This is a genomic window from Streptosporangium sp. NPDC000509, assembly GCF_042898365.1.
Taxonomy (GTDB): domain Bacteria; phylum Actinomycetota; class Actinomycetes; order Streptosporangiales; family Streptosporangiaceae; genus Streptosporangium.
Genome location: NZ_JBIAYX010000003.1, coordinates 501,237 through 521,221 on the forward strand (window position 1 = coordinate 501,237; position 19,985 = coordinate 521,221).

The 19,985-nt window shown below is 65.1% G+C and carries 23 protein-coding genes and 1 pseudogene; 7 read left to right on the forward strand and 17 right to left on the reverse strand.

What is annotated here, in order from left to right; translation table 11 throughout:
• The first annotated feature begins 38 nt into the window (after window positions 1-38).
• Window positions 39-884, forward strand: coding sequence for a ribonuclease HI (locus ACFY3D_RS08545; protein ID WP_389976480.1), 846 nt, complete (start codon window positions 39-41; stop codon window positions 882-884).
• Between the two features lie 185 nt (window positions 885-1,069).
• On the opposite strand, the gene ACFY3D_RS08550 is transcribed toward ACFY3D_RS08545, so the two are convergent.
• The 4 genes from ACFY3D_RS08550 to ACFY3D_RS08565 all read right to left on the reverse strand — a co-directional run bounded on the left by ACFY3D_RS08550 (window position 1,070) and on the right by ACFY3D_RS08565 (window position 3,420).
• Window positions 1,070-1,423 carry a helix-turn-helix domain-containing protein gene (locus ACFY3D_RS08550; RefSeq protein ID WP_389976484.1) on the reverse strand — a complete coding sequence of 118 codons (354 nt, stop codon included), beginning with the start codon at window positions 1,421-1,423 and terminating at the stop codon, window positions 1,070-1,072.
• A 247-nt stretch (window positions 1,424-1,670) separates the two neighbouring features.
• Complete coding sequence (locus tag ACFY3D_RS08555; RefSeq protein WP_389976487.1) at window positions 1,671-1,970, reverse strand: helix-turn-helix domain-containing protein; 300 nt, start codon at window positions 1,968-1,970, stop codon at window positions 1,671-1,673.
• A gap of 5 nt (window positions 1,971-1,975) precedes the next feature.
• Window positions 1,976-2,320, reverse strand: coding sequence for a type II toxin-antitoxin system RelE/ParE family toxin (locus tag ACFY3D_RS08560; protein ID WP_389976489.1), 345 nt, complete (start codon window positions 2,318-2,320; stop codon window positions 1,976-1,978).
• A 410-nt stretch (window positions 2,321-2,730) separates the two neighbouring features.
• Entirely contained in the window at window positions 2,731-3,420 is a 690-nt protein-coding gene (locus ACFY3D_RS08565) for a site-specific integrase (RefSeq protein WP_389976492.1), read from the reverse strand.
• Between the two features lie 893 nt (window positions 3,421-4,313).
• Between ACFY3D_RS08565 and ACFY3D_RS08570 the strand changes: the two genes are divergently transcribed.
• From ACFY3D_RS08570 to ACFY3D_RS08580, 3 genes are all read left to right on the forward strand, one after another.
• Window positions 4,314-7,262: an immunoglobulin-like domain-containing protein gene (locus ACFY3D_RS08570; RefSeq protein WP_389976495.1), complete on the forward strand. Its 2,949-nt coding sequence runs from the start codon at window positions 4,314-4,316 to the stop codon at window positions 7,260-7,262.
• A 76-nt stretch (window positions 7,263-7,338) separates the two neighbouring features.
• Entirely contained in the window at window positions 7,339-7,488 is a 150-nt protein-coding gene (locus ACFY3D_RS08575) for a hypothetical protein (RefSeq protein ID WP_362503502.1), read from the forward strand.
• 93 nt (window positions 7,489-7,581) lie between these two features.
• Entirely contained in the window at window positions 7,582-8,082 is a 501-nt protein-coding gene (locus ACFY3D_RS08580; RefSeq protein WP_389976498.1) for a hypothetical protein, read from the forward strand.
• 209 nt (window positions 8,083-8,291) lie between these two features.
• On the opposite strand, the gene ACFY3D_RS08585 is transcribed toward ACFY3D_RS08580, so the two are convergent.
• The 3 genes from ACFY3D_RS08585 to ACFY3D_RS08595 form a co-directional block, all read right to left on the reverse strand.
• The gene (locus tag ACFY3D_RS08585; protein ID WP_389976501.1) at window positions 8,292-8,600 is read right to left on the reverse strand and encodes a hypothetical protein; all 309 of its coding nucleotides are present in this window, start codon (window positions 8,598-8,600) and stop codon (window positions 8,292-8,294) included.
• 431 nt (window positions 8,601-9,031) lie between these two features.
• Window positions 9,032-9,547: a hypothetical protein gene (locus ACFY3D_RS08590; protein ID WP_389976504.1), complete on the reverse strand. Its 516-nt coding sequence runs from the start codon at window positions 9,545-9,547 to the stop codon at window positions 9,032-9,034.
• Between the two features lie 551 nt (window positions 9,548-10,098).
• Entirely contained in the window at window positions 10,099-10,980 is an 882-nt protein-coding gene (locus ACFY3D_RS08595; RefSeq protein WP_389976507.1) for a haloalkane dehalogenase, read from the reverse strand.
• A 272-nt stretch (window positions 10,981-11,252) separates the two neighbouring features.
• Here ACFY3D_RS08595 and ACFY3D_RS08600 point away from each other — a divergent pair.
• A pseudogene (locus ACFY3D_RS08600) lies at window positions 11,253-11,491 on the forward strand (integrase core domain-containing protein); the annotation flags it as partial.
• A gap of 409 nt (window positions 11,492-11,900) precedes the next feature.
• Here the strand turns inward: ACFY3D_RS08600 and ACFY3D_RS08605 are convergent.
• Together ACFY3D_RS08605 and ACFY3D_RS08610 are read right to left on the reverse strand one after the other, a co-directional pair.
• Complete coding sequence (locus tag ACFY3D_RS08605; protein WP_389976510.1) at window positions 11,901-12,668, reverse strand: hypothetical protein; 768 nt, start codon at window positions 12,666-12,668, stop codon at window positions 11,901-11,903.
• A gap of 189 nt (window positions 12,669-12,857) precedes the next feature.
• Complete coding sequence (locus ACFY3D_RS08610) at window positions 12,858-13,175, reverse strand: hypothetical protein (protein WP_389976513.1); 318 nt, start codon at window positions 13,173-13,175, stop codon at window positions 12,858-12,860.
• A gap of 269 nt (window positions 13,176-13,444) precedes the next feature.
• On the opposite strand from ACFY3D_RS08610, the gene ACFY3D_RS08615 reads away from it, so the two are divergent.
• Window positions 13,445-13,669 (forward strand): hypothetical protein, encoded by a 225-nt coding sequence (locus ACFY3D_RS08615; RefSeq protein ID WP_389976515.1) that lies wholly within the window; start codon window positions 13,445-13,447, stop codon window positions 13,667-13,669.
• 145 nt (window positions 13,670-13,814) lie between these two features.
• Here ACFY3D_RS08615 and ACFY3D_RS08620 read toward each other — a convergent pair whose 3' ends face one another.
• Window positions 13,815-14,456 (reverse strand): hypothetical protein, encoded by a 642-nt coding sequence (locus ACFY3D_RS08620; protein WP_389976518.1) that lies wholly within the window; start codon window positions 14,454-14,456, stop codon window positions 13,815-13,817.
• A gap of 943 nt (window positions 14,457-15,399) precedes the next feature.
• On the opposite strand from ACFY3D_RS08620, the gene ACFY3D_RS08625 reads away from it, so the two are divergent.
• Entirely contained in the window at window positions 15,400-15,894 is a 495-nt protein-coding gene (locus ACFY3D_RS08625) for a GNAT family N-acetyltransferase (RefSeq protein ID WP_389976521.1), read from the forward strand.
• A gap of 291 nt (window positions 15,895-16,185) precedes the next feature.
• On the opposite strand, the gene ACFY3D_RS08630 is transcribed toward ACFY3D_RS08625, so the two are convergent.
• The 7 genes from ACFY3D_RS08630 to ACFY3D_RS08660 all read right to left on the reverse strand — a co-directional run bounded on the left by ACFY3D_RS08630 (window position 16,186) and on the right by ACFY3D_RS08660 (window position 19,912).
• Complete coding sequence (locus ACFY3D_RS08630; RefSeq protein WP_389976524.1) at window positions 16,186-16,989, reverse strand: SDR family NAD(P)-dependent oxidoreductase; 804 nt, start codon at window positions 16,987-16,989, stop codon at window positions 16,186-16,188.
• Window positions 16,990-17,261: 272 nt separating this feature from the next.
• Complete coding sequence (locus tag ACFY3D_RS08635; protein ID WP_389976527.1) at window positions 17,262-17,864, reverse strand: class I SAM-dependent methyltransferase; 603 nt, start codon at window positions 17,862-17,864, stop codon at window positions 17,262-17,264.
• 96 nt (window positions 17,865-17,960) lie between these two features.
• Window positions 17,961-18,263, reverse strand: coding sequence for a hypothetical protein (locus ACFY3D_RS08640; RefSeq protein ID WP_389976530.1), 303 nt, complete (start codon window positions 18,261-18,263; stop codon window positions 17,961-17,963).
• Between the two features lie 141 nt (window positions 18,264-18,404).
• Entirely contained in the window at window positions 18,405-18,737 is a 333-nt protein-coding gene (locus tag ACFY3D_RS08645) for a YnfA family protein (protein ID WP_350942990.1), read from the reverse strand.
• Window positions 18,734-19,063 (reverse strand): hypothetical protein, encoded by a 330-nt coding sequence (locus ACFY3D_RS08650; protein ID WP_389976533.1) that lies wholly within the window; start codon window positions 19,061-19,063, stop codon window positions 18,734-18,736. The genes ACFY3D_RS08645 and ACFY3D_RS08650 overlap by 4 nt, the downstream gene beginning before the upstream one ends.
• On the reverse strand, window positions 19,047-19,583 hold the full coding sequence (locus tag ACFY3D_RS08655) for a MerR family transcriptional regulator (protein ID WP_389976536.1): 537 nt from the start codon (window positions 19,581-19,583) through the stop codon (window positions 19,047-19,049). Before ACFY3D_RS08655 ends, ACFY3D_RS08650 begins: the two co-directional genes overlap by 17 nt.
• Window positions 19,580-19,912 (reverse strand): hypothetical protein, encoded by a 333-nt coding sequence (locus ACFY3D_RS08660; protein ID WP_389976539.1) that lies wholly within the window; start codon window positions 19,910-19,912, stop codon window positions 19,580-19,582. The genes ACFY3D_RS08655 and ACFY3D_RS08660 overlap by 4 nt, the downstream gene beginning before the upstream one ends.
• Window positions 19,913-19,985 lie beyond the last annotated feature (73 nt).

Here is a 19,985-nt window from a genome sequence, read left to right on the forward strand (position 1 = left end):
CTGGCGAACGGAAGTATGGCCTGCCGAAGGGGCGAGCAATGATCAATCGGTCAACCGCTGAGTTCGACGCTTCGTTGACTCTGCTCGATGGTGACTTGGCCCAACGCGCGGAAGATCTGCGCGCCTACGCGCTGACCGCCTCGAATTGTGCCGGCTGCCGGAGTGTGCGGGAGTCGGTGTGGTTTGCGTTTGACGCCGCGTTCGTCGGCGACCAGGTCTCGGCGGGGCGGATGCTGGCTTCGGCGGAGGAAGCCTCCGGGCATGCACATGTCGGCCCGCCACTCGGCGATGTGAAACCGCGTGTCAGCATCGTTCCTGGATACAAGGGACACGGACCGCTGGTCGCCGCATCGGATGCGGCTTACAAAGGCCGGTACGGCGGTTTGGGGTTCATCGTCAGTAACGGCCATTACGGGATGAAGCAGTGGTTCCCTGACACTGGCCTGCGATTGCTCGACCCGAGCGGCCAATCGAAGGTCTTGGTGGCAGAGTTGCGCGCCGCTGCCATGGCGATTAGAGCTCTCGGCGATCGCGCGGGCAAAGCCTCACTTCTCCTGGACAGCTTGGGGGCCATCAGTTATTTGCGCGCCTGGCAAGGGGGCAACGTCGAGCGTATGCCTAATGGGTACAGCCTCCGGCCTCGTACGAGCGGCGCCCTGCCGACGCTGGTAGGGCTCGCAGCCCAGGTCGCGAAGTTGCCAAGTCTCCGCATTGAGCACGTGAAAGCGCATGCGGGGCATTCGCTGAACGAGGCAGCGGACGCGCTCGCGGATATCGCCATGCGGAATCCCGGAGACAAGCGCGACCGGGCGGAGCGTATCGTCGATGCGTTCCTCAAGACATGGCATGCCAGCGCAAGCGCACGGCCCGCTGATTCTCGATGACCTGCTGTAGAGTCCGGCGACTCGCTAGGATCCGTCAGCATGCATGACCAACACCGAGGCTTCTGCCCACCCTGTCATTAGCGTGCCAATAAGACGGGCGACGAGGAGGCAGCCACGGTCACCCAGGACCGGCCAGCCGCCCGGCTCATGACATCGGGATAACTGCCCGCAGTGCCGACTTCGAGCTATGCGCTCGCAAGCTGTCGGTGATGCACCGTTAACGGCTCGATTTCAGTGGTGTCGTCGACGACGAGCTCGACACGGAACCGAACCCCCATTGCCGCACCAAGGCGCAGCAGTGTCGCTATATCCGGAATGCCACCACCCCCCTCGATGCGAGACAAGGCGGGCTGGGACATCCCGGAGCGCTCCGCTACGACCTTCTGCGACAAGCCCCGGCGCTTACGGATCTCACGCAACTGATCTCCAAGCTCCAGGTCACGGCCCGCCTGCTCGTACTCGGAGTGGGGCTGCGCATCCGCCTCCATCTCGCGCAGACGCTTCGCCTTGCAGGTCTCCCAAAGGCTGTGCCCCATCATGCGCTCCTTTTGAACACGTGCGTGGTGGTTAGCCTCACACCGCTTCTTGGCGGCGATCGCTCGGGCGATGTCGGCGGTCTGCGTCCTCTACTGCGTCTTACGGAAAGAGGTCAAGGGGATCCGCCTGTGTGGTGGTTCGCCGTCTTGGTTAAGCCATCGCCATGGTAGGTGGAGACTTCACCGATCACTCTGGCGCATGCCCCCGTGCCCCTTGCGTGCCCGAGGGCTTCGACGCCTCTTCAACGGATCAGCTCGCCTCACGCAACGGCTGGAACTGGACACTGAGCCGCAGCTCCAATGCCTCCGCAAGCCGCTCCAGCATCGGAATCGTCGGCATCGTCCCGCCTGTCTCGAACCGCGCCACCGCAGGCTGCTTCAACCCAGCGCGCTCGGCCAGCTCACTCTGGGTCAGACCGAGCTGCTCACGGCGCAGCCGTACCGCCTCCCCTAGCTCAAACCGGATCCTGGCGGCCTCATACGCCGCTCCGGCCCCCGGACGGCTCATGACCTCGGCCCGCTTGGCACCCCAGCTCTTACGCTCACCCATACCGCTCACTCCTCATCCGCCGTGTGAGCCTCGGCGATACACCGCTGCATGGCCCGCCACGCCCGCTCGATCTCAGCGGACTCGCGCATCCGCTGCTTGCGGAACACCGTCAGCATGATGATCCGCCGACCCGGTGCGATCCAGTAGGTGATCCGTACCGCCTCCCGGTCGAGGTGGAAACGCAGCTCACGTAACTTGCCGCGGAGCTGACGAGTGTAAGGGTCATCCAGCAGGACACCACGCTTGGCCAGCAGGTCGACATAGAACGCCGTCGTCTCCTGCCCCTCCTGATCAAGCGTGTCGAACCACTCATCGACCTCTGACTCCAGCTCCACCTCTCCCCAATTCATAACACGGACGTTATAGCGACGGCAAGTATCACGTCCTGGAAACGCTCCTGTTCTTCCTGTCGGGAAAGGTCCGCACCGGGACGCTCCCCAGCACACTCCGCCCCAAGGGCAGTCGTCCGGCTTCCCACGCAACGTTGATCACGTGCCAGATCCATGCCAGAACAGGCGGGGAACCACGGTCACTCACGGGGAACCACGGGAACTCGCCCCGCCCTGACCTGCACCCCTGTTTTCCCAGCTCAGGGCGACAAGGTCAGTAGATGATTCCCAAGCTGACAGCGCGGGTTCGATTCCCGTCACCCGCTCCACGCTCGAAGGCCCAGGTCAGAGGTTAGTGCTCGACCCGGGCCTTGATTGTTTCGTAGGTGGTTCCGATCTTCTCGGGCCATCCACGGGCCATTAGCTCGTGATCAGCCCGCAGGGACCATTGCCCCGGCCATACCGTCCCCCTCCTCGTCCTCTCGCTCTCCGAGCCGCCTGTCGATCGCGTCCGTGATCGCCTTGTCGGCCCCGCGTACGGCGTGCTGGTAGATCATGGCCGCTCGGACGTTGTCGTGCCCCATCCGGGCCATCAGATCCTTGAGCCCCGCGCCGGACTCCGCGGCGAGCATGTTGCCCGTGTGGCGAAGGTCGTGGAAGTGCAGGCCAGGCAGCCCCATCTCCTTGACCACATCAACCCAACGGGTACGGGTGTTGAAACCGCTACGGCGCAGCGGGCCGCCCTTCGCTCCCGGGAACATCAGCGCGTCGGGTCCGTCCTTGACGTAGATCTTCAGATGATCGCGCAGCGCCGGAACGATCGCCTTAGGGATGCCCACAGTGCGACGGCCGGCCTTGGACTTGGGAGGACCCAGAACGAGCCCGCCCGTCGAACGCTCGATGAAGGCCGCCCGGATGCGAACCGTCCCGGCGTCGAGATCGACATCCGTACGACGAAGTGCGCTCACCTCTCCCCATCGCAGGCTGGCGAAGATGGCGAGGAGCACCAGGGCGCGGAACCGTCGATCCTGCGTGCAGTCGGCCCGGCCGTCCATGCCCAACTTCCACAGCGCACCATCCGCCGCACCTCGCGTGGCGAAGGTCTCGGGATGCGTACGCATCTCGCCGTTCCGCTGGTATCGCAGACGGTAAGAGCCGGTGCTGAGCACGTCGAGGGCGACCAGATCAAGCGCATCTGGGGGTACGCAATCCCGACAAGCTCCGTCCGTGGACGGCGGCGCCCGAGCGAGCGGCCGGCAGGTGATGGCCTTCGCGGGGGTCGTCCGAATGGGTCGACTGGTTCAACAACCAGCGGCTTCATAGCGCGATCGAAACATTTCCTTCAGCGAGGACGAAGCCATCTACCACGCTCAGCACCCCGACCGGGCGCCGGCAGTCAAGTAACAGAGCCGCTATCGAACCACGTGCGGGCGTACTTGACGTGAAACGGCACGTCGTCGCGGTGGAGGTCGCATTCCTCGATGTGCTGGCGGCCCCTGCTTGCCGTGGTCGTCCGACGCCGCTCCGCCCGTCCGGGTCGGCCTGGGCGGGTGATGCGGCGAGCAGCAGGCGGCCGGCACCGGCGGTAAAAACCACACGTGACCTGGTAATTCCCGTCCCTATGGTCGCTTTGATGCTTGCGGAGTGCTGACAAGGACGAGACGTTCATCCAGAACTCGCATGACTTTCGTCGGTTCACGCAAAGGTTTGGGTGCAATTGAGGCTATCTTTCGCCGGGACTGGCGGTTAGTGTCTGCATTCGAGACCCGGACATTTGTGATATTTAGCCCCGTCGCCCCCAGTTCACACCATCCCCCCACATCTCACAGCGAGGTGAACCTTTGTCTGTGCTGCCCTCGTCTCGTCGGAGCGCTCAAGCAGGCCTGATCACGCTAGGCCTCGCCGACGCGCTGACCATCCATTCGGGCTTCGCCTCTCCCGCGAGTGCGGTCGCCCCCGCCCCGAACGGGGCCGTGCCCCACGCGTCCGCAGCGACCGGAGTAAGGAGGATCACGTGAGATTGCGACAGCAAAGGTCGCGCCACCGGCTGATCCGGAAGGGGAGAGGTGTCGCGGGCCTGGCCCTGGGCGCGCTTCTCTCCGTCTCGTTGGCAGCGACACCCTCCCACGCTGCCGACGAGCAGCTCAACGAGGGGCTGGTGCACCACTTCGCCCTCGACGAGACCAGTGGGACGACGCTGGTCAACTCGGGTAGCGCGGGCTCGGCGGCGAACGCCACGCTCGTCAATCCGGAGAAGGCGACCTTGACCGGCAACGGAGTCAGGTTCAACCCCGACTCCTACGCGAGCGCCCTCGACGGTGCGTACGTGGCGCTGCCGAAGGACATCACCGCCGGCATGTCGAACCTCACGGTCGACTATGACGTATGGATCGACCCGGCGAACGTCGGCGAGCACCAGATGTGGGGCTTCGGCAGGAAGTCCGGCTCGTGCGACGTCGACACCGGCGCCCAGGGCTCCATCTTCGCGTCGAACACCCAGCGGTTCCGCGTCGCGGTGGGCTCGGCGAACCTCCAGCAGAACCGGGTCCGCATGACCGAGGGAGCCTGGACGCACGTCACCTACACCCAGTCCCTGAACGCGAACGGCACGAGCTGGACCGGCACGCTTTACCTCGACGGCGTGCAGCACGCGACGTCAACGAACCTGACCACGCCGCCGTCGGTGAACGCCGCGGGGACCAACTGTAACTTCCTCGCTCGCTCACAGACGTCGGGCCACTACTCATTCCGCGGAACGCTCCGGGACTTCCGGGTCTACGACAGGACAGTGAGCCCCGAAGAGACACTCGCCCTGGCGAAAAAGACCGTCTCCAATGGCGTTAGCGCCGACGCCGCCGCCATCGACCTCGGCCTGACCAGTGCGATCGTACGCGACATCGTTCTGCCCAAGGTGGGCTCCGTGGCGGGCTCGGCCATCACGTGGACGAGTTCGGACCCGTCGGTCGTCGAGGTCTACACCCCGCCGGCCGTCCCCAGCGCACGCAAGGTCGCGGTGACCGGCAAGATCACCCGACCCGCGCAGGGGCAGCCCGACGCGACGGCCACGCTCACGGCGACCGTCCGCAAGGGCGCCCAAGAGGTCACCACACGGGAGATCCCCATTGTGGTGAAGGCCGAGTTCGACGACGCGCAGGCGGTCGACCGTGACGCGTTCGACCTGGCCCTGTACGCCACCGACGACGTGCGCGGAAACATCAACCTTCCGGCCGGCGGCGAGTTCGGATCCACGATCACCTGGAAGTCGACCACCGACCTCGTCACCCCGACGGGTGAGGTGACCCGTCCGGCCTTCGGCCGTGCGGATGTCACCGCCACCCTGACGGCGACCATCACCAAGGGTTCGGCCTCGAAGACGAAGTCGTTCCCGGTGACCATCACCGCGAAGCCCCGTTCCGAGAAGCACGAGCGGTACTTCATGGGGTACTTCAAGGGCGAGGGGATCGCCGACGGCGAGCAGATCATGTTCGCGACGTCCAACGGAAACACCGCTCTGGACTGGACCGGTCTGACCGGGGGCTGGCCGTCGCTCGTCTCCCAGCTGGGCGACCAGGGGCTTCGTGACCCGCACATCGTCCGCTCGCCCGACGGCGACACGTTCTACATGATCGCCACCGACCTGAACTGGTACGACCAGGGCGGATACGCGATCAACGACACCCAGTACATCGAGGTGTTCGAATCGCACGACCTGGTGAACTGGACTCCTCAGCGGCACGTGAAGGTCGCGCCCGACAACGCGGGCAACGCCTTCGCACCCGAGTCGCTGTGGGTCGAGGAGATCGGCGCCTACGCCGTGTTCTGGGCGCAGTCGCTGTGGAACGACCCCGTGAACCGCACCGGTCAGGGGAACGCGCAGATGTGGTACGCCACGACGCGCGACTTCCAGACGTTCTCCGCTCCCAAGGTCTGGCAGGACCCGGCCCCGCTGTCGCGGATCGACACGACCGCGATCCGGGTCGGTGACCACTACTACCGTGTGACCAAGAACGAGGCCGGCAACCAGGGTTCGGACATCTTCTCGGAGAAGCACACCGACTTCCTGGACAGCAACATCAACAACTGGACGTTGCTCGCTCCGGCTCTGGGGCGCACGACGTGGGTCGCCAACCAGGGGTACGAGGGACCGGTCATCTTCAAGGCCAACCCCGGTGACACCTCCTGCCCCGGCCAGTTCTACCTCTGGGGTGACCGGTACACCAACGGTGGTGGGTACCAGGCCGCGTGCCACGAGAACATCGAGGCTCCGACCTGGAACGCCAAGCCGCTCACGATGACCAACGCGGGCGTCGTCCGTCCGCGTCACGGCACCGTGATCCCGCTCACCGTCCGTGAGTGGAACGACATCCGCGGGATCCCGAACAGCGACGTCACGACCACCACCAAGGTGGCCGTCGAGCCGTACGCGAGCGGGGCCCAGACGACCACGGCCACCGCCACCGTCGAGGCCGCCGACGGGTTCGAGACCGGCGGTCAGGTGCGGTTCAGCATCGGCTCGTGGTCGGAGCTCGCCCACCTGAAGGACGGCGCGGCCACGGTCACGCTGCCGGAGGGTCTGCCTGCGGGTACCCGGACGGTCAAGGCCGAGTACCTCGGCTTCGACTATCTGAAGGCGTCGGAAGCTGCGGCGTCGTTCACGGTGCCGGGCGCTCCGGAGCTCGCGCTGACCGTGACCGCCACCGCCCGCTGCGTGGGCACCACGGCGTACGTGGCCGTGACCGCGGTCAACGACGCCGCCGTGCCGGTGAACGTGACGCTGACCACCCCCTACGGTTCGAAGGCCGTGGCCGACGTCGCCCAAGGCAAGCAGGCCTACCAGTCCTTCAGCACCAGGGCCGGGCAGATCGCCACGGGCAGTGCGACCGTGACGGCGACCGCGACGATCGATGGCCGACAGGTCACCTCGACCTATAACCCCTCCTACACCGCCATCAACTGCGCCTAACCCGACCGGCCACGGCGCATTCCCGCTACTGAACCGGGGCCGGTCGCATACCGGTCGGCCCCGTCCCCATAGATCGATGTCGCATGAAGACCCGGTGACCGGAACAATCCACACCGATCACCGGGTCGCGACGATCCCCCATAGCGCGTCGCAGCAGAGCGGCGTCGCAGACATCCGCAGAGCTCCCGATCATGCCGCGTTGCTGGAACTCATCGGCAACCAATGACTCCAGGCGAGCAGGCGCGATGGGCGCCCAGACCAGCGGTCCATCACGCCGCTGCACGAGCAAGCGTTCCGCGAACTGCCAGTCTGGCGCCAAATGGCAGCAACTGGCAGCCCGCCCACCCTCCGCGAGTGGAACGACATCCGCGGGATCCCGAACAGCGACGTCACGACCACCACCAAGGTGGCCGTCGAGCCGTACGCGAGCGGGGCCCAGACGACCACGGCCACCGCCACCGTCGAGGCCGCCGACGGGTTCGAGACCGGCGGTCAGGTGCGGTTCAGCGTCGGCCCGTGGTCGGAGCTCGCCCACCTAGCGGCCACGGTCACGCTGCCGGAGGGTCTGCCTGCGGGTACCGGGACGGTCAAGGCCGAGTACCTCGGCTTCGACCACCTGAAGGCGTCGGAAGGTACGGCGTCGTTCGAGGTGCCCTCCGGCCCGAACGCCGTCAAGGTCAAGGCGAAGGCCGCGCCGGCGTCGGTCGTCCGCAGGGACACGTTCACGCTGAACGTGACCGTTGGGCCGGCGCGCGGGCAGAAGCAGCACGCTACGTCCCGGCAGCTCCACCCGAAAACGGCCGCTGATCAACATGAGTAGCGCCGTACGCTTCTCACCGGTGACCCATTGCGCACGCTCATCGCCACGCGGATGCACGCCCCACTTGATCTCAACACCGTCACTGTGCCGAACATCATCAGTCGGCTTGAAGTGCCCGAGCTGTTGCCCCTCCGGGGTGGGACGAGGCAGACGGGAAGATCCGGCGGGCGCGGTGCGCGCAGTGTGCGAGAAACACCAATTTGCCCAGCTCAATGTGAACCGCTGATCTCAGGACAGCCTGGCGGCTCCGCGATCTCAACGCCGAAGGGCGCCACACTCCCCATCTTCACATCAGGTGTGTAACCGTCGGCCGTCATCCAGAGCAAGGGGGAGCTGGTCGGGAGGACTTCCTCTACTCGCAGCTCTTCCTCCTGCCATTCAAGGAACGACTCATCCAGCGCGAGGTACTCGGCATCTGTGAGTGGCCGCACTCGACAATCCAGCGGGGAGGCGGTGCTGAGCGTCGGCACAGCCGCCAATGCCATGATCAGCAACAAGGCCGTGCTCTTCCTCTTCATGCGCCATTACTCCCAACCGCTCACCACCAGGACCAACGAAGTCAGCAGCATGAAGCATCTTGATCACGAATGGAAGGGTGCCGATGATTAGGAACCGATTCCGCGTGTGCGGACGGTGAGGTGGGGAGCCACCTCGGGAACCACCCGAACAGACGATCACGAACCAAGCCGGACGGACCTGAACGGCCGGAGTCCCGACGAGCAGCAGGACGAACGACTCTGAATGGTCCTGAACACCGTTCGGGGACCTACGAATTAGAAGGTCACGTCGTGCCCGTTGCGTGCCCGTCAGGAGGGTGAACAAGGGGGAACCACGGGTACTCGGCCCGCTCCCCCGCAGGTCAGTGCTTCGCCGGCTCAGGAGCCAAGTGCGTTAGAGACTTCCCAAGCCAATAATGCAGGTCGCTCTATTCCATGCCAGTTTTCCTGGATCATTCAGGGTTCAGCCAACATTGAAAGGATGAACTCGTTGATTTGAGCACGGTAGGATAACATGGCGGCTCAGGCCAGATCTGCAGAAAGTAATGATCACCTGGGTCGACCCAGTTCTCTTCGTCCATTCCTCTGATGTGGTATCGCAAACGATATGCTCCGGGACCGGCGGGCAGCGGAGGAAGGGAATGCGTCCTCCCTCCTCCCCACTCCTGCAGTGAAAGCCGGCCCGATGGGGACTCGTAGCTGATCTCGACGATGTCTTCGTAGCCATCGAGGTCGGCACCCGGATCCCGATCGGCGACAGCCACCGTGAACTCCACCGTTCCCGACTGAGGGCCCACGATCAAGATGGCCTTGCCTGTCTCCACTCGGATGATTCCCACAGGGTGGCCTGGTACGTCGTCGAACCGGCCGGACGTATCACACCCCTCATCCACGAGATAAGCCTGGCTGTAATCCACCCCCACATCCATCTGTTTGATCTGCACGACAGGAGCCTCGTCTCTGGTCATGGACGGGAAGCATAAACTCCGCCACCGACAAGATCAGCTATCAGCGGCAGCGCAACCAGACTGCCGTCAAGGGATGGACGACGAGCGAGTTTCCCGTGCCAGATGCGTGCCAGAACAGGCGGGGAACCACGGTCATTCACGGGGAATCACGGGGACTCGACCCACCCTGACCTGCACTCCTTTTTTCCCGGCTCAGGGCAGCAAGGTCAATAGATGATTCCCAAGCTGCCAGCGTAGGTTCGATTCCCGTCACCCGCTCCACACTTGTCAGGCCAGGTCAGCCAAGCACTTTCGGTAGAAGCGTGAACGCCGGCACATGCTGAGGTCAGATCAAAGTGAAGTCACGTCGGTCCAGCGTCGCGATCTGATGTTCCCCCTTAGCCCCGGACACCGGCGGTGTGTCATCAGGTTCAGTAGGCCCGGCTCAGGACCGGCTCTGGCGGACTCCGCCCCGCCATATCTCCACGATTACCGGGGAGCGGCGATGTCCGTGAGCGGGTCGCCCTCCACCAGCACCAGGTCGCCCCGGAGCCCGGGCGCCGCCGCCCCTTTCAGGAGAGATCTCGCAGCCAGGAGGCGATGGCCGCCCCGATTTGATCGGGAGCGTCTTCTTGAACCATGTGGCCACCCGTGATCGTGATGTGTGCCTGATTCGGCCACGACCGGGCGATGGCCCGGTGTGTTTCAAACATCGTTCCTGGAACCGCCTCGATGAACAGCTTGGGAACCGAAGAATTAGCGAGCCATTTCGCATAACGCGTGACGACATCGTGAACGTCGCGTGGTTCGCCCGCAACGGGAACCTCGCGCGGCCAGGTCAGCGTCGGTCTGCGTGACTCGCCCGGTTCCGTGTAGGGACGACGGTAGACGGCCATCTCCGCCTCCGACAGCCCTCGCAGCACCTCTGCAGGCAAGACGTCATCGACGAAGAAGTTTTGATCGAGGACCATCTCTTCACCCGCAGTGGAGCGGATCGCCTGGAAGAGCGCAACCGCAGGCTCCGGCCAGTCGCTCCACGAGGGGATCGGAGCCACGAACGCCTCCATATAGGCGATACCCCGGAGTGCGGAAGGCTGACGGTACGCCCAATCGAAACCCAGGGCCGAACCCCAGTCCTGCAGCACCATGACCACCCGCTCACGTACGCCGAGGGCCTGAAGGAACGCATCGAGATAGCGGCGATGCTCGACGAAGCGGTATGAGCCCGGCCCGCTGGCCGGAAGTTTCGCGGAATCGCCCATCCCGATCAGGTCCGGGGCGATGCAGCGCCCTTTGTCCGCCAGATACGGGATTACATTCCGCCACACGTACGACGAAGTCGGGTTGCCATGAAGAAAGACGATCGGATCACCTTCTCCCTCCTCGACGTATGCCATTTCAAGACCATCGATCTCAATACGACGCTTCCGATATTGTTCCTCAGTCGAGATCATGACTCTCCTCATTTCCGCGGGTTCTTGCTTCGGTCGGAGATTCTGCAGCACGACCCGGGTCTTGCCACAAGCCCCCCGGTGCGTCATAGTGTGCGACCGCTGTCAGCCTTGGCCTCACGAGGACCCGGCGACCTTCGAGGCACTGTTCCAGGCCGCGGCCGGCGACGTGTACCGCGAGGAGTTCCTGCGCGACGTCTTCGAGCACGCCCTGGAGTCGGGCGACCGCGCGACCGGACAGGAGTGCGACCGGCATCGCGTTCTTCGCCCCCCACCTGCTCCAGGCTGGGATCGACGCCTCGATCGGCAGCGTCGGCGATGCCCTGGACAACGTTTGATGGAGTCGCAGATCGGCTTGTTCAAGACCGAGCTGATCAAACCACGAGGGCCCTGGAAGGGCCTGGCCGATGTCGAACCGGCCACGGCCGAGTGGGTCGACTGGTTCAACCGCCAGCGCCTGCATACCGCGATCGGGAACATCCCACCCGCTGAACACAAGGCCCTCTACTACGCTCAGCACCAGCCCGAACCGGCAGCTGGAGTCACACCGGAGTCTCCACTGATCCCGGAGCGCTTCAGACCTCTTAGTACCGTCGCGAGTACCACCGCGACCTGGAACTCGGCGCACACTACTTCCGGGGCGCCGGCGCCGGTTACGCCCTGCGCGTCGCCTCGGAGCAGGGCTGGAACCTCCACCCGGTGCTGCGCTCGCACCCCCGGCGTCGGCTCCGGCTGCGTCACAACGGCCGGCCACGGCCGGAGCTCAGGGCAGGATGACCTGCCCGCCTTCACCGATCGGCTCTTCGAGCTGGTGAAGTATCGGTTCGGTGTTTCCGCCGAGACGGTGACCGCCGGCGTGGCCACGACATCGTCCAGGCGGCCGGCCTGGAGCATGTCGAGGCGGGCCGCGTCCCGCCGCGACCTCAGCTGCGCGCGCGGATCAGCATGACCAGCCCGGCAATGAACGATCCGAGCAGGACCGGCGACAGGACCGCGAGGCCGCCCCACACGACGATGCCGAAATAGCCGAACGCGGACGAACTGTGTGTCGGGTCGGCATCAGCTGCTGCGAACAACCCCAGGCCGAGGATGACACCGACCACCGTGATCGCGATCGGCGTCCACAGGAGCACGTGAGCCCACACACGGTACCTTCGGCTGTAGGCCCGCCGGGTCGGCCGCACGTTCGGCTGTGGGGGATAGCCGGCGAGTTCGCTCATGCCGTATTTGTACCAGCCCGCGTACCCCGTACCGCAGGGTCGGCCGTGGCGTGTAGAGGTTCGGCGTGTGGCGATCCAGGCAACAAGGAGGAGAAGGTGTTCACGCGGAAGGGCATCCGCGACCTTCTCGACAGCCGCCACCCCGGTGAGGAGATCGCCGACATCCTTCGGTTCACCGGCCCGGCTGACCAGGCGACGTCGCAGGAACGCCTTGCTCTTCGGGGTGATACCCAGCAGGACGGCGACCCGGTTGGGCACGGCCGGCACCGCCGCTTCCAGCACCTCGCCATCGGAGGCACTCTCGGGACCGGCCAGGTACGCCTGTCCGGGGCGAGGCTGTTCCATCGAGGTCCATCCCGCCGGACGGCTACGTACGAAGCGCCCCTTGCCCTGCTGGGAGTCGATCCAGCCCTGTTCGCGTAGCACGCGCAGTGCCGCGGCCACGGTTGACCGGGTGATGCTCTCCAGCATCCTCCGTGCTGGAGAGCACCGCCCCGTCGCGTCCGCCTATCGACCGGCGTAGTCCGGCCAGAACCTTGGCCGCGCCCGTCACATCGTTGAGACGAAGAGTCTTTTAGCCTTGCTTTCATTCAGTCGCCTGGCTGGTTCTTCGAGCTGTTCCTGCATGCCCTGCCGCGACCGAATGAGCTTGTGGTCGGCTCAGATTATTTGATATCCGACCGATATCGGCCACGAGGTGCTGCTGCATTTGGCATTTGATTTAACCGAATTGGCGACCCAAGGGCCGTAAACCGTGGTGTAGCTACCGCCACTGTTCTGACAGAAGAGCACGACCTGCGTCTGAGTCACTCCGGTACCGCTGCACAGCGCCCAGCCAGTGCCGCCGACAATGCCGATCTGCGCGCTAGTGCTGCAGGTCGGCGCCTGGGCGAGTGCGGTCGGTGACATTAGAGTTGTCGCGGCGGTGATCGCGGCCACCGCAGCCGCCGAAACACCGAACTTCTTGATACGGCTCATTAGTCATCTCTTTCGGGTCGATGTTTGCCTCTCGATGGTAGTCACAGCTTTGGCGGATATCCATAGGGGATGGTATGCAATTTGAGTGAACGGTTTACGGGCTGGCCATAGGGCCGCAGATTGAAGTCCAAAACAGGATGGTCGCTGATGGCGGCTAATCCCTGCAAAGGGCTGGGGGCGACCGACGATCCGGTACCTCGTTCCCATCAGAGGGCGTGCGTACACGTGCTCTATCCCTTTGTCCGCCGCATCAATGGGATGCTCATCCCATGAGTGAACAAAAAGATCCTGCCGCACGTCAGGGGAAGACGACTGACGGCACCCAACCAGTGGACGGGTGGGGAAACGCAATGCTTGCCCTGAGTGCAGCAGTTCCCATCCTTGGCTTCATCATCGAAGAAGAGCTCACCACTAACGCTCTCCTTGGAACGCTCATCTTCGCGACCGTCGGAGTCGGGCTACGTATCGAGGCAGCGATCAAGAGTCGTAGGTGACGTACCAATCGTGTGCCGATACAACCGGGGAACAGGGGAGAATCACGGGGAGTCACGGACACGGGAAGGCCGTTCTCTCACCCGCATCGCAGCAGTTCAGGGAGCCGTATACCGAAATCTTTCAAAGCTGAGAGAAATCGGCGGATCAAGCAGACCTCCAACGCCGTTCGGGCGGTAGTTCACCCACCGGTGCAACGGTGTGCGTCCCGCTGCCTGTACAGCTCCACACGGCGATCCCGTCTTCCAATTCGGCGCGCAAGCCCCGGTTGTGCACCGGACAGACGGGCCACGCCCTCCAGAGCACCTCCATGACCACTTCCTGGGTGGCGTCGGCCACGGCCCAGAGCGGCTCAGCCCTGGGACTGATGCCGTTGCCCTGGCAGATGCCCTCGAACTCCACCCATGCCATGCCCATACTGTCCCAGTCAGGGACGATCATCCGAAGAGTCCCGGTGATCCCCGAAGCACGGACGTCCCGCTCCACGTCCTTCAGTGCCTCCTCCAGCGACACCAACAGACTCGGCTCCAGAGCGAAGCTCGGCATGAAGCCGATCCCGCCGAGAAGGGCCTCACCCAGCCGGGCAAGGTCGGCGGCCGTCAACTCGGTAGCGAGACGTTCGAGGAGCTCCCGCGTGACAGGAGTGGACACACCCCAATCCTCCATCAGGCAGGCCAGCTCGATGAGGGGGTCGGCGTCGAGACCACCGTCGCGCAACGCCGTGTAGATGCGGACGCCCAACCCGTCGACGGCCCGGCGGAGCTCATCGGTCTGCTCGTAGGGATGCATGCCGCAGTGTCTCCTTCCTCAAAGACCCCGGCAAGCGAGATTTCACCCGTCATCGATGGACGTTCGAGGGCATGGCCGCGTTCGACATCGACCGCCGCTCCCTCACCGACCTTGTCAAGCGGCCCTCGGACCTCGACCGCGTCATCCGACGGCACCATCGCCGCGAAGCTCTGGCCGAGGAATTCCACAAGCGATGCATCACAGCCCGCAGAGCCCTTACGACACATCACTCCGGGCTACCCGACTAACAGCTCCGTGAGGTCTTACCAGTCTCCGGAGAAGGGTTCTTCGGAATCAGTAACCACCATGCTGCGATAAGGCACCCCATCATGGGAATCACAAACATCGCGCCTAGATCAGGCGACCAGCCCATCACCTTCTGGCCCAACACCAGGAGAAATACGAAGGCCGCCCTCAGCAACACCCCCCACCCGTAGCGACGAGGCTCGTAACGATCACGCCGGTAAACAGGAAGCAAAGGAGGAAGCCGATTGGCCGTCAGCGCGTAGACACCTATCGCGAGGTTGAAAAATCCCAGTGTTAGTACGAATCCCTGAAGTACCGCAAGACTCATTCAGGTCAGCTCCTCCGTCATCTGGAAGAGATCATCCCATGAACACAGCTTGCCGAACCGTTCTCCTGGGTTACCAAGGCTATGCCGCGGCGTGCCCGCTATCCGGGCATGCAGCCTGGGACGGTCCCGAACGGCGGATTCGGAGCCGAGCACCGCACCCAACCACCCCGCCGCGCTGGGACCGCAGCATCGCCCAAGTATCGTCCCCGCGCTCTCCCGGCTTCGGTTGGTCTCATTCGTCATCGAGTAATCGAGGCGATCGACGAGCCGGTACTTCGTCCCTGATGAGGGTGCCTTGGCTCGGCCGGGAGGGCGCCGGCCCTGTTCGTCAGGGAAGCCTTCCCCTTGATCCACTATACGGTGATTCCCATGACCATCCCGTGCGCTTTCCGATTCACCGAAGCCGATGATCTGGACTTTCTCGAAAACATGTTGGTGGAGGCGGTCAACTGGCTCCCGGAAAGAAACCTCTCTCGGGAGCGGATCCTCTCCGATCCCGAACTCGCACATTATGTGGTCGGCTGGCCACGACCCGATGACCTTGGTGTGATCGCGGTCGGTGCGGACAAACAACCGCTTGGCGCGGCCTGGTTGCGACAATTCACCGCCGAGGACCCGGGCTACGGCTATGTGGCGGACGACGTTCCCGAGCTGACAATCGGTGTGCTCGCGGAGTGGCGCGGTCGCGGGATCGGGCGGGCTCTACTGCGCGAGCTCATCCGGGTGGCAGGCAAGCGTGGAATCAGCCGGGTATCTCTCAGCGTCGAGCGGGCGAACCATGCGGCCATGCTGTACACCGACGAAGGATTCACCATCGTCAAGCAGTTCGAGGACTCGGACACGATGCTTTTCAAGGTGAAGTAGCGGCGGTGAAGGCCGGATTTCACCTGCCGTCGATACCGTTACACGCCGCCATTCTCCCCCTGTCAGCTCGACGCTTCATCCGCCCGCCAGGCAGGCAGTGGTGATCCACGATCCGGTGGAACTCGCCGCCGCCCTCATGCGCTCGGGTTTTGTGAGGTGATCCTTTCCAGGAGAGAGCCCTCCCCCGCACTCCGCGCGGCTCAGACCTTGACGACGGTGACGCATCCGCCACACAGTCCTCCGGGGCGGAGGTGAGAACCGTGACGGGGCCGGGGGCATCAAGATCGATGGTCAGGTCTGCTTCAGGAACCCGCCGTCCACGGCGAAGTCCGCGCCGGTCGTGCTGGCCGAGCGAGGTGAGGCGAGCAGGGCGATCACGTCGGCGATCTCCTGGGGCTCGACCAGACGGCCGGTCGACAGCTTCATCATTTCCGGTGCCACCTGGTCGATGACGTTGTCGCGGTCCGTTCCGACCTGGGCGGCGAGGATGTCGGCCGCTCCGCCGCTCTCCGTCCACCATGCCGTACGCACCGGCCCCGGGGAGATGGTGTTCACCCGGATGCCCTGGGGTGCGAACTCCTCGGAGAGAGCCTTGGTCAGGTTGTTGAGACCCGCCTTGGCCGCGCTGTAGTCGACGTTCATGGGAGCGGGCAGGCGGGCGCTGCCCGAGGAGACGTTGACGATCGAGCCTCCGCCTCGGGCGAGCATCGGCGGAATGGCCGCCCGAATGGTACGCACGACCGAGAACAGGTTGAACTCGAACATCACCCGCCAGTCTTCGTCGGTGGGGGTCAGGAACGAGAAGCGCGGCAGGGCCACGCCGGGCGGCGGTCCCCCGGCGTTGTTCACCAGGAGGTCGAGCCCACCGAACTCCGACACGGCCTGTTCCACGATCCTCGCGGGAGCCTCGGCGTCCATCAGGTCCGCCTGAACATGGATCAGGTCACCGCCGAGCGCCTCCAACTCGGGGGTGCTCTTCCGCGAAGCCGCCACGACACGGACGCCTTCGGCGAGGAGGGTGCGAGTGACGGCCAGGCCGATGCCCTTGGAAGCACCGGTGACGACCGCGACCCGACCGGAAAGCTGGAGATCCATATCGTCTTCCCTCGTTTTGGTTTCCATCCGACAAAGCGGATGGTTCTCGTCGCCGAACACGTTACGAGTGGTCATGTGACGAGGGACGGCGTAATTCGGACGAGCAATTCCGGCGGAAATCAGACGCGGCATTCATGTATTCGCGCGTGCTTTACGAGCAGACGCATGCCCCATCGTCCGGAGACCACCCCGAGTGTGGCCCCCCGGGAGTCGTTGGCGACGAACCGCGATAGCTGCTCCCGCTCATTTCCAAGGCCATCGGCCGAGCTTGCTCAGTCCCGCGGTTTGCGCCAGACGATGCTGTAGCGCCACAGAAGGTGACGGCGATACCGGGAGCCGGGCAGGATCTCGGCGGCCAAGGCGCGCATCTGCGGGTATGTCACCGGCGGTGGCCACACTATGGGGGACGGATGTTCCCAGTGCCCCTTCACGGCGCGGTGGAAGGCACCGACGGCGACACCGGCCAGGTCGCGCGGCAGGTCGTTGGGCATGACGCTACGGGCGAGGCCGACGACGGCCAGGACACCGCCGGGGCGCAGCAGCTCGCGCATGCGGGCCAACCCGGCGGCGGCGTCCATGTGGTGCAGGGTGGCCACGGACGCGATGACATCGAAAGAGGCGGGCTCGAAGGGGTGGGTGAGGAAGTCACCGAGGATGTAGTCGACGTCGTCGGGGTGCTCGCGGGCCTGGTCGAGGCCGGCCGCGTGGAGGTCGATCGCGGTGACGCGCGGCACGGTCCGCCGCAGTTCGCGGGCGAGCATGCCCTCGCCGCAACCGACGTCGAGGGCACGCCGGGCACCGTCAGGGATCGCGCGCAGGATGCGGGGGTGGTAATGGATGTTGTGGTTCCATCGCCTGCGGCTCTTCACCGTCATGTGTTCATCCTGCCGAACAGCCGTCGACGGATCCGCTGAGACGAGACGATTCCAGAGCGGCGCCGTTGATCGTGCCTTCGCGGAAGCGGTCGTGATTCAGGGCGAGGTGGGCTCGTTCGGAGGGCTCGTCCGGTCGCGGGCCGCGACGGCCAGGGCGATGAAATCGCGGAAGCGCGCGAACTCCGCCTGATCCATCTTCAGCCTCACCCCGCCCACCACCTGGCCGTCGTCCCGCCTGGCGCCGAGCCGAACCTTGAACCCGTCGCCGTGCGGCTGGACGTCCACCCCGAGAAACGCCACGTGGTAGCGGCTGCTCTCGGACAGGCCCCGGTGAAAGATTTCGAGGGTCCTGTCGTCCTGCACCATGATGTGATCGCCGACCTGAAACTCCGCCGCCATAGCTCCCACTTCGAAACCGGGTAGACCACCGGGTGGACAACAGTGCCCCGACTGTCCCACACGGTCGATGGCCCATGCCGGGTTCGTGGCGTACGTATCGGCTCGTCCTCGACAGGCTCGGGGTCCCAGGGGCGACTTCGGCTAACCGCGCGGGGCGTACATGATGACCAGTACGCCGAGTATGCATATGGCGGCCCCGATGACGTCCCAGCGATCGGGCTGGAACCTGTCCACCACCATGCCCCATCCCAGCGAGCCCGCGACGAACACGCCGCCGTAGGCGGCGAGGATACGGCCGAAGTTGGCATCCGGCTGGAAGGTGGCCACGAGCCCGTACAGGCCCAGGGCGATGAATCCGGCGCCGATCCACAACAACCCACGTTGTTCTCGCACGCCCTGCCAGACCAACCAGGCCCCGCCGATCTCGGCGAGCGCGGCCACCACGAACAGGAGAAGAGAACGTGCGACAGTCACGACTGCGAATGTAGAGGATCGCCTTCGGCTCCTCGGCGCCCCCCTTCGCCCTGGCAGCCGCAGCCGGTTCCGCCCGCGCATCCGCCGGCCTGCTTTCTCCCGCGCAGGAACCACACCAGCCCCCAGGCCGACGCGGCCACGCCCGCCAGGATCAGGGCCACCGTCGGCATGACGCCGGTGAGCGCGACGGCCCCGGTGCCCCCGATCACTCCGGCGGCGAGCAGCAGGGGCAGCGCGCAACACGCGGCACAGGCCACCGCGGCCAAGCCCGTCAGGCCGGCCGGGAACAAGCGCTTACGACGGCCGGGATCAGTCGAGGTCGGCATGTCGGCTCCTGTCCGCCAAGAGGTCGGCATGTCGGCTCCCGTTCGTCAAGACATCGGCATGTCGGCTCCCGTTCCTCAAGACATCGGCATTCCGGCCCTCGTCCGCCAGACCGGGGAACGGCAGCGGGCAGCGCGAACTTTCCGCGCACGCCACCAGGTCGTCGCATCCGGCGTCCATCGCCTGGATGAGTGTCTCGCGGATCGTCCCAAGGTCTGCGATCTTCTGTTCCACCTCGGCGAGCTTGGCCGTCGCCCGTGCCCGCAGACCGCCGTCCGGTCTGCCGTGACGGTGGGCGGTCGCCTCGACCAGGTCGGCCACCTCGTCCAGGGTGAAGCCCAGCCGTTGCGCCACCTTGATCACGCGCAGGACGGTCACGGTCTCCGGTGGATAGAGCCGGTGCCCTCCGTTGCTGCGTCGCGGCTCGCGCAGCAGGCCCCGCCGGTGGTAGTAGCGCAGCGTCTGGGTGTTGACCCCGGCCGCTTCCGCGACCTCTCCGGTGCGGAGCCATTCCCCGTTCACGACGCGATCCGGTTGGACATCTCGGTCGCCCGGACCACCAGGCCGTCGAGCACCTTCGTGTGGACCTCGGGGACCTCGACGTCCACGGCCAGTCCCTCACGGCCGGGAGTGAGGGTGAAGGTGAAGAAGGCGCAGCAACCCGTCTCCCGGGCCGTCAGGTCACGCGCGGTCTCCTCCACCCGTGCTCCGGCATCGAGTGTGAGCCGTAGGTGAGTCGGCCCCACCCGTTCCAGTCCTCGCAGTGCGGAGGCGAACAGTTCGTCGAACTCCGCCACCCTCAGCGGTCGTTCCTCGGTCGGAAGCGTGCATTCGGCCGGTGCCCATTCCATGAGCCCTCCACGTATCGGGAGCGATCCCTACCGATCCGACGGTAAGCCTGTACCCCGGTACAGGATGCAACCC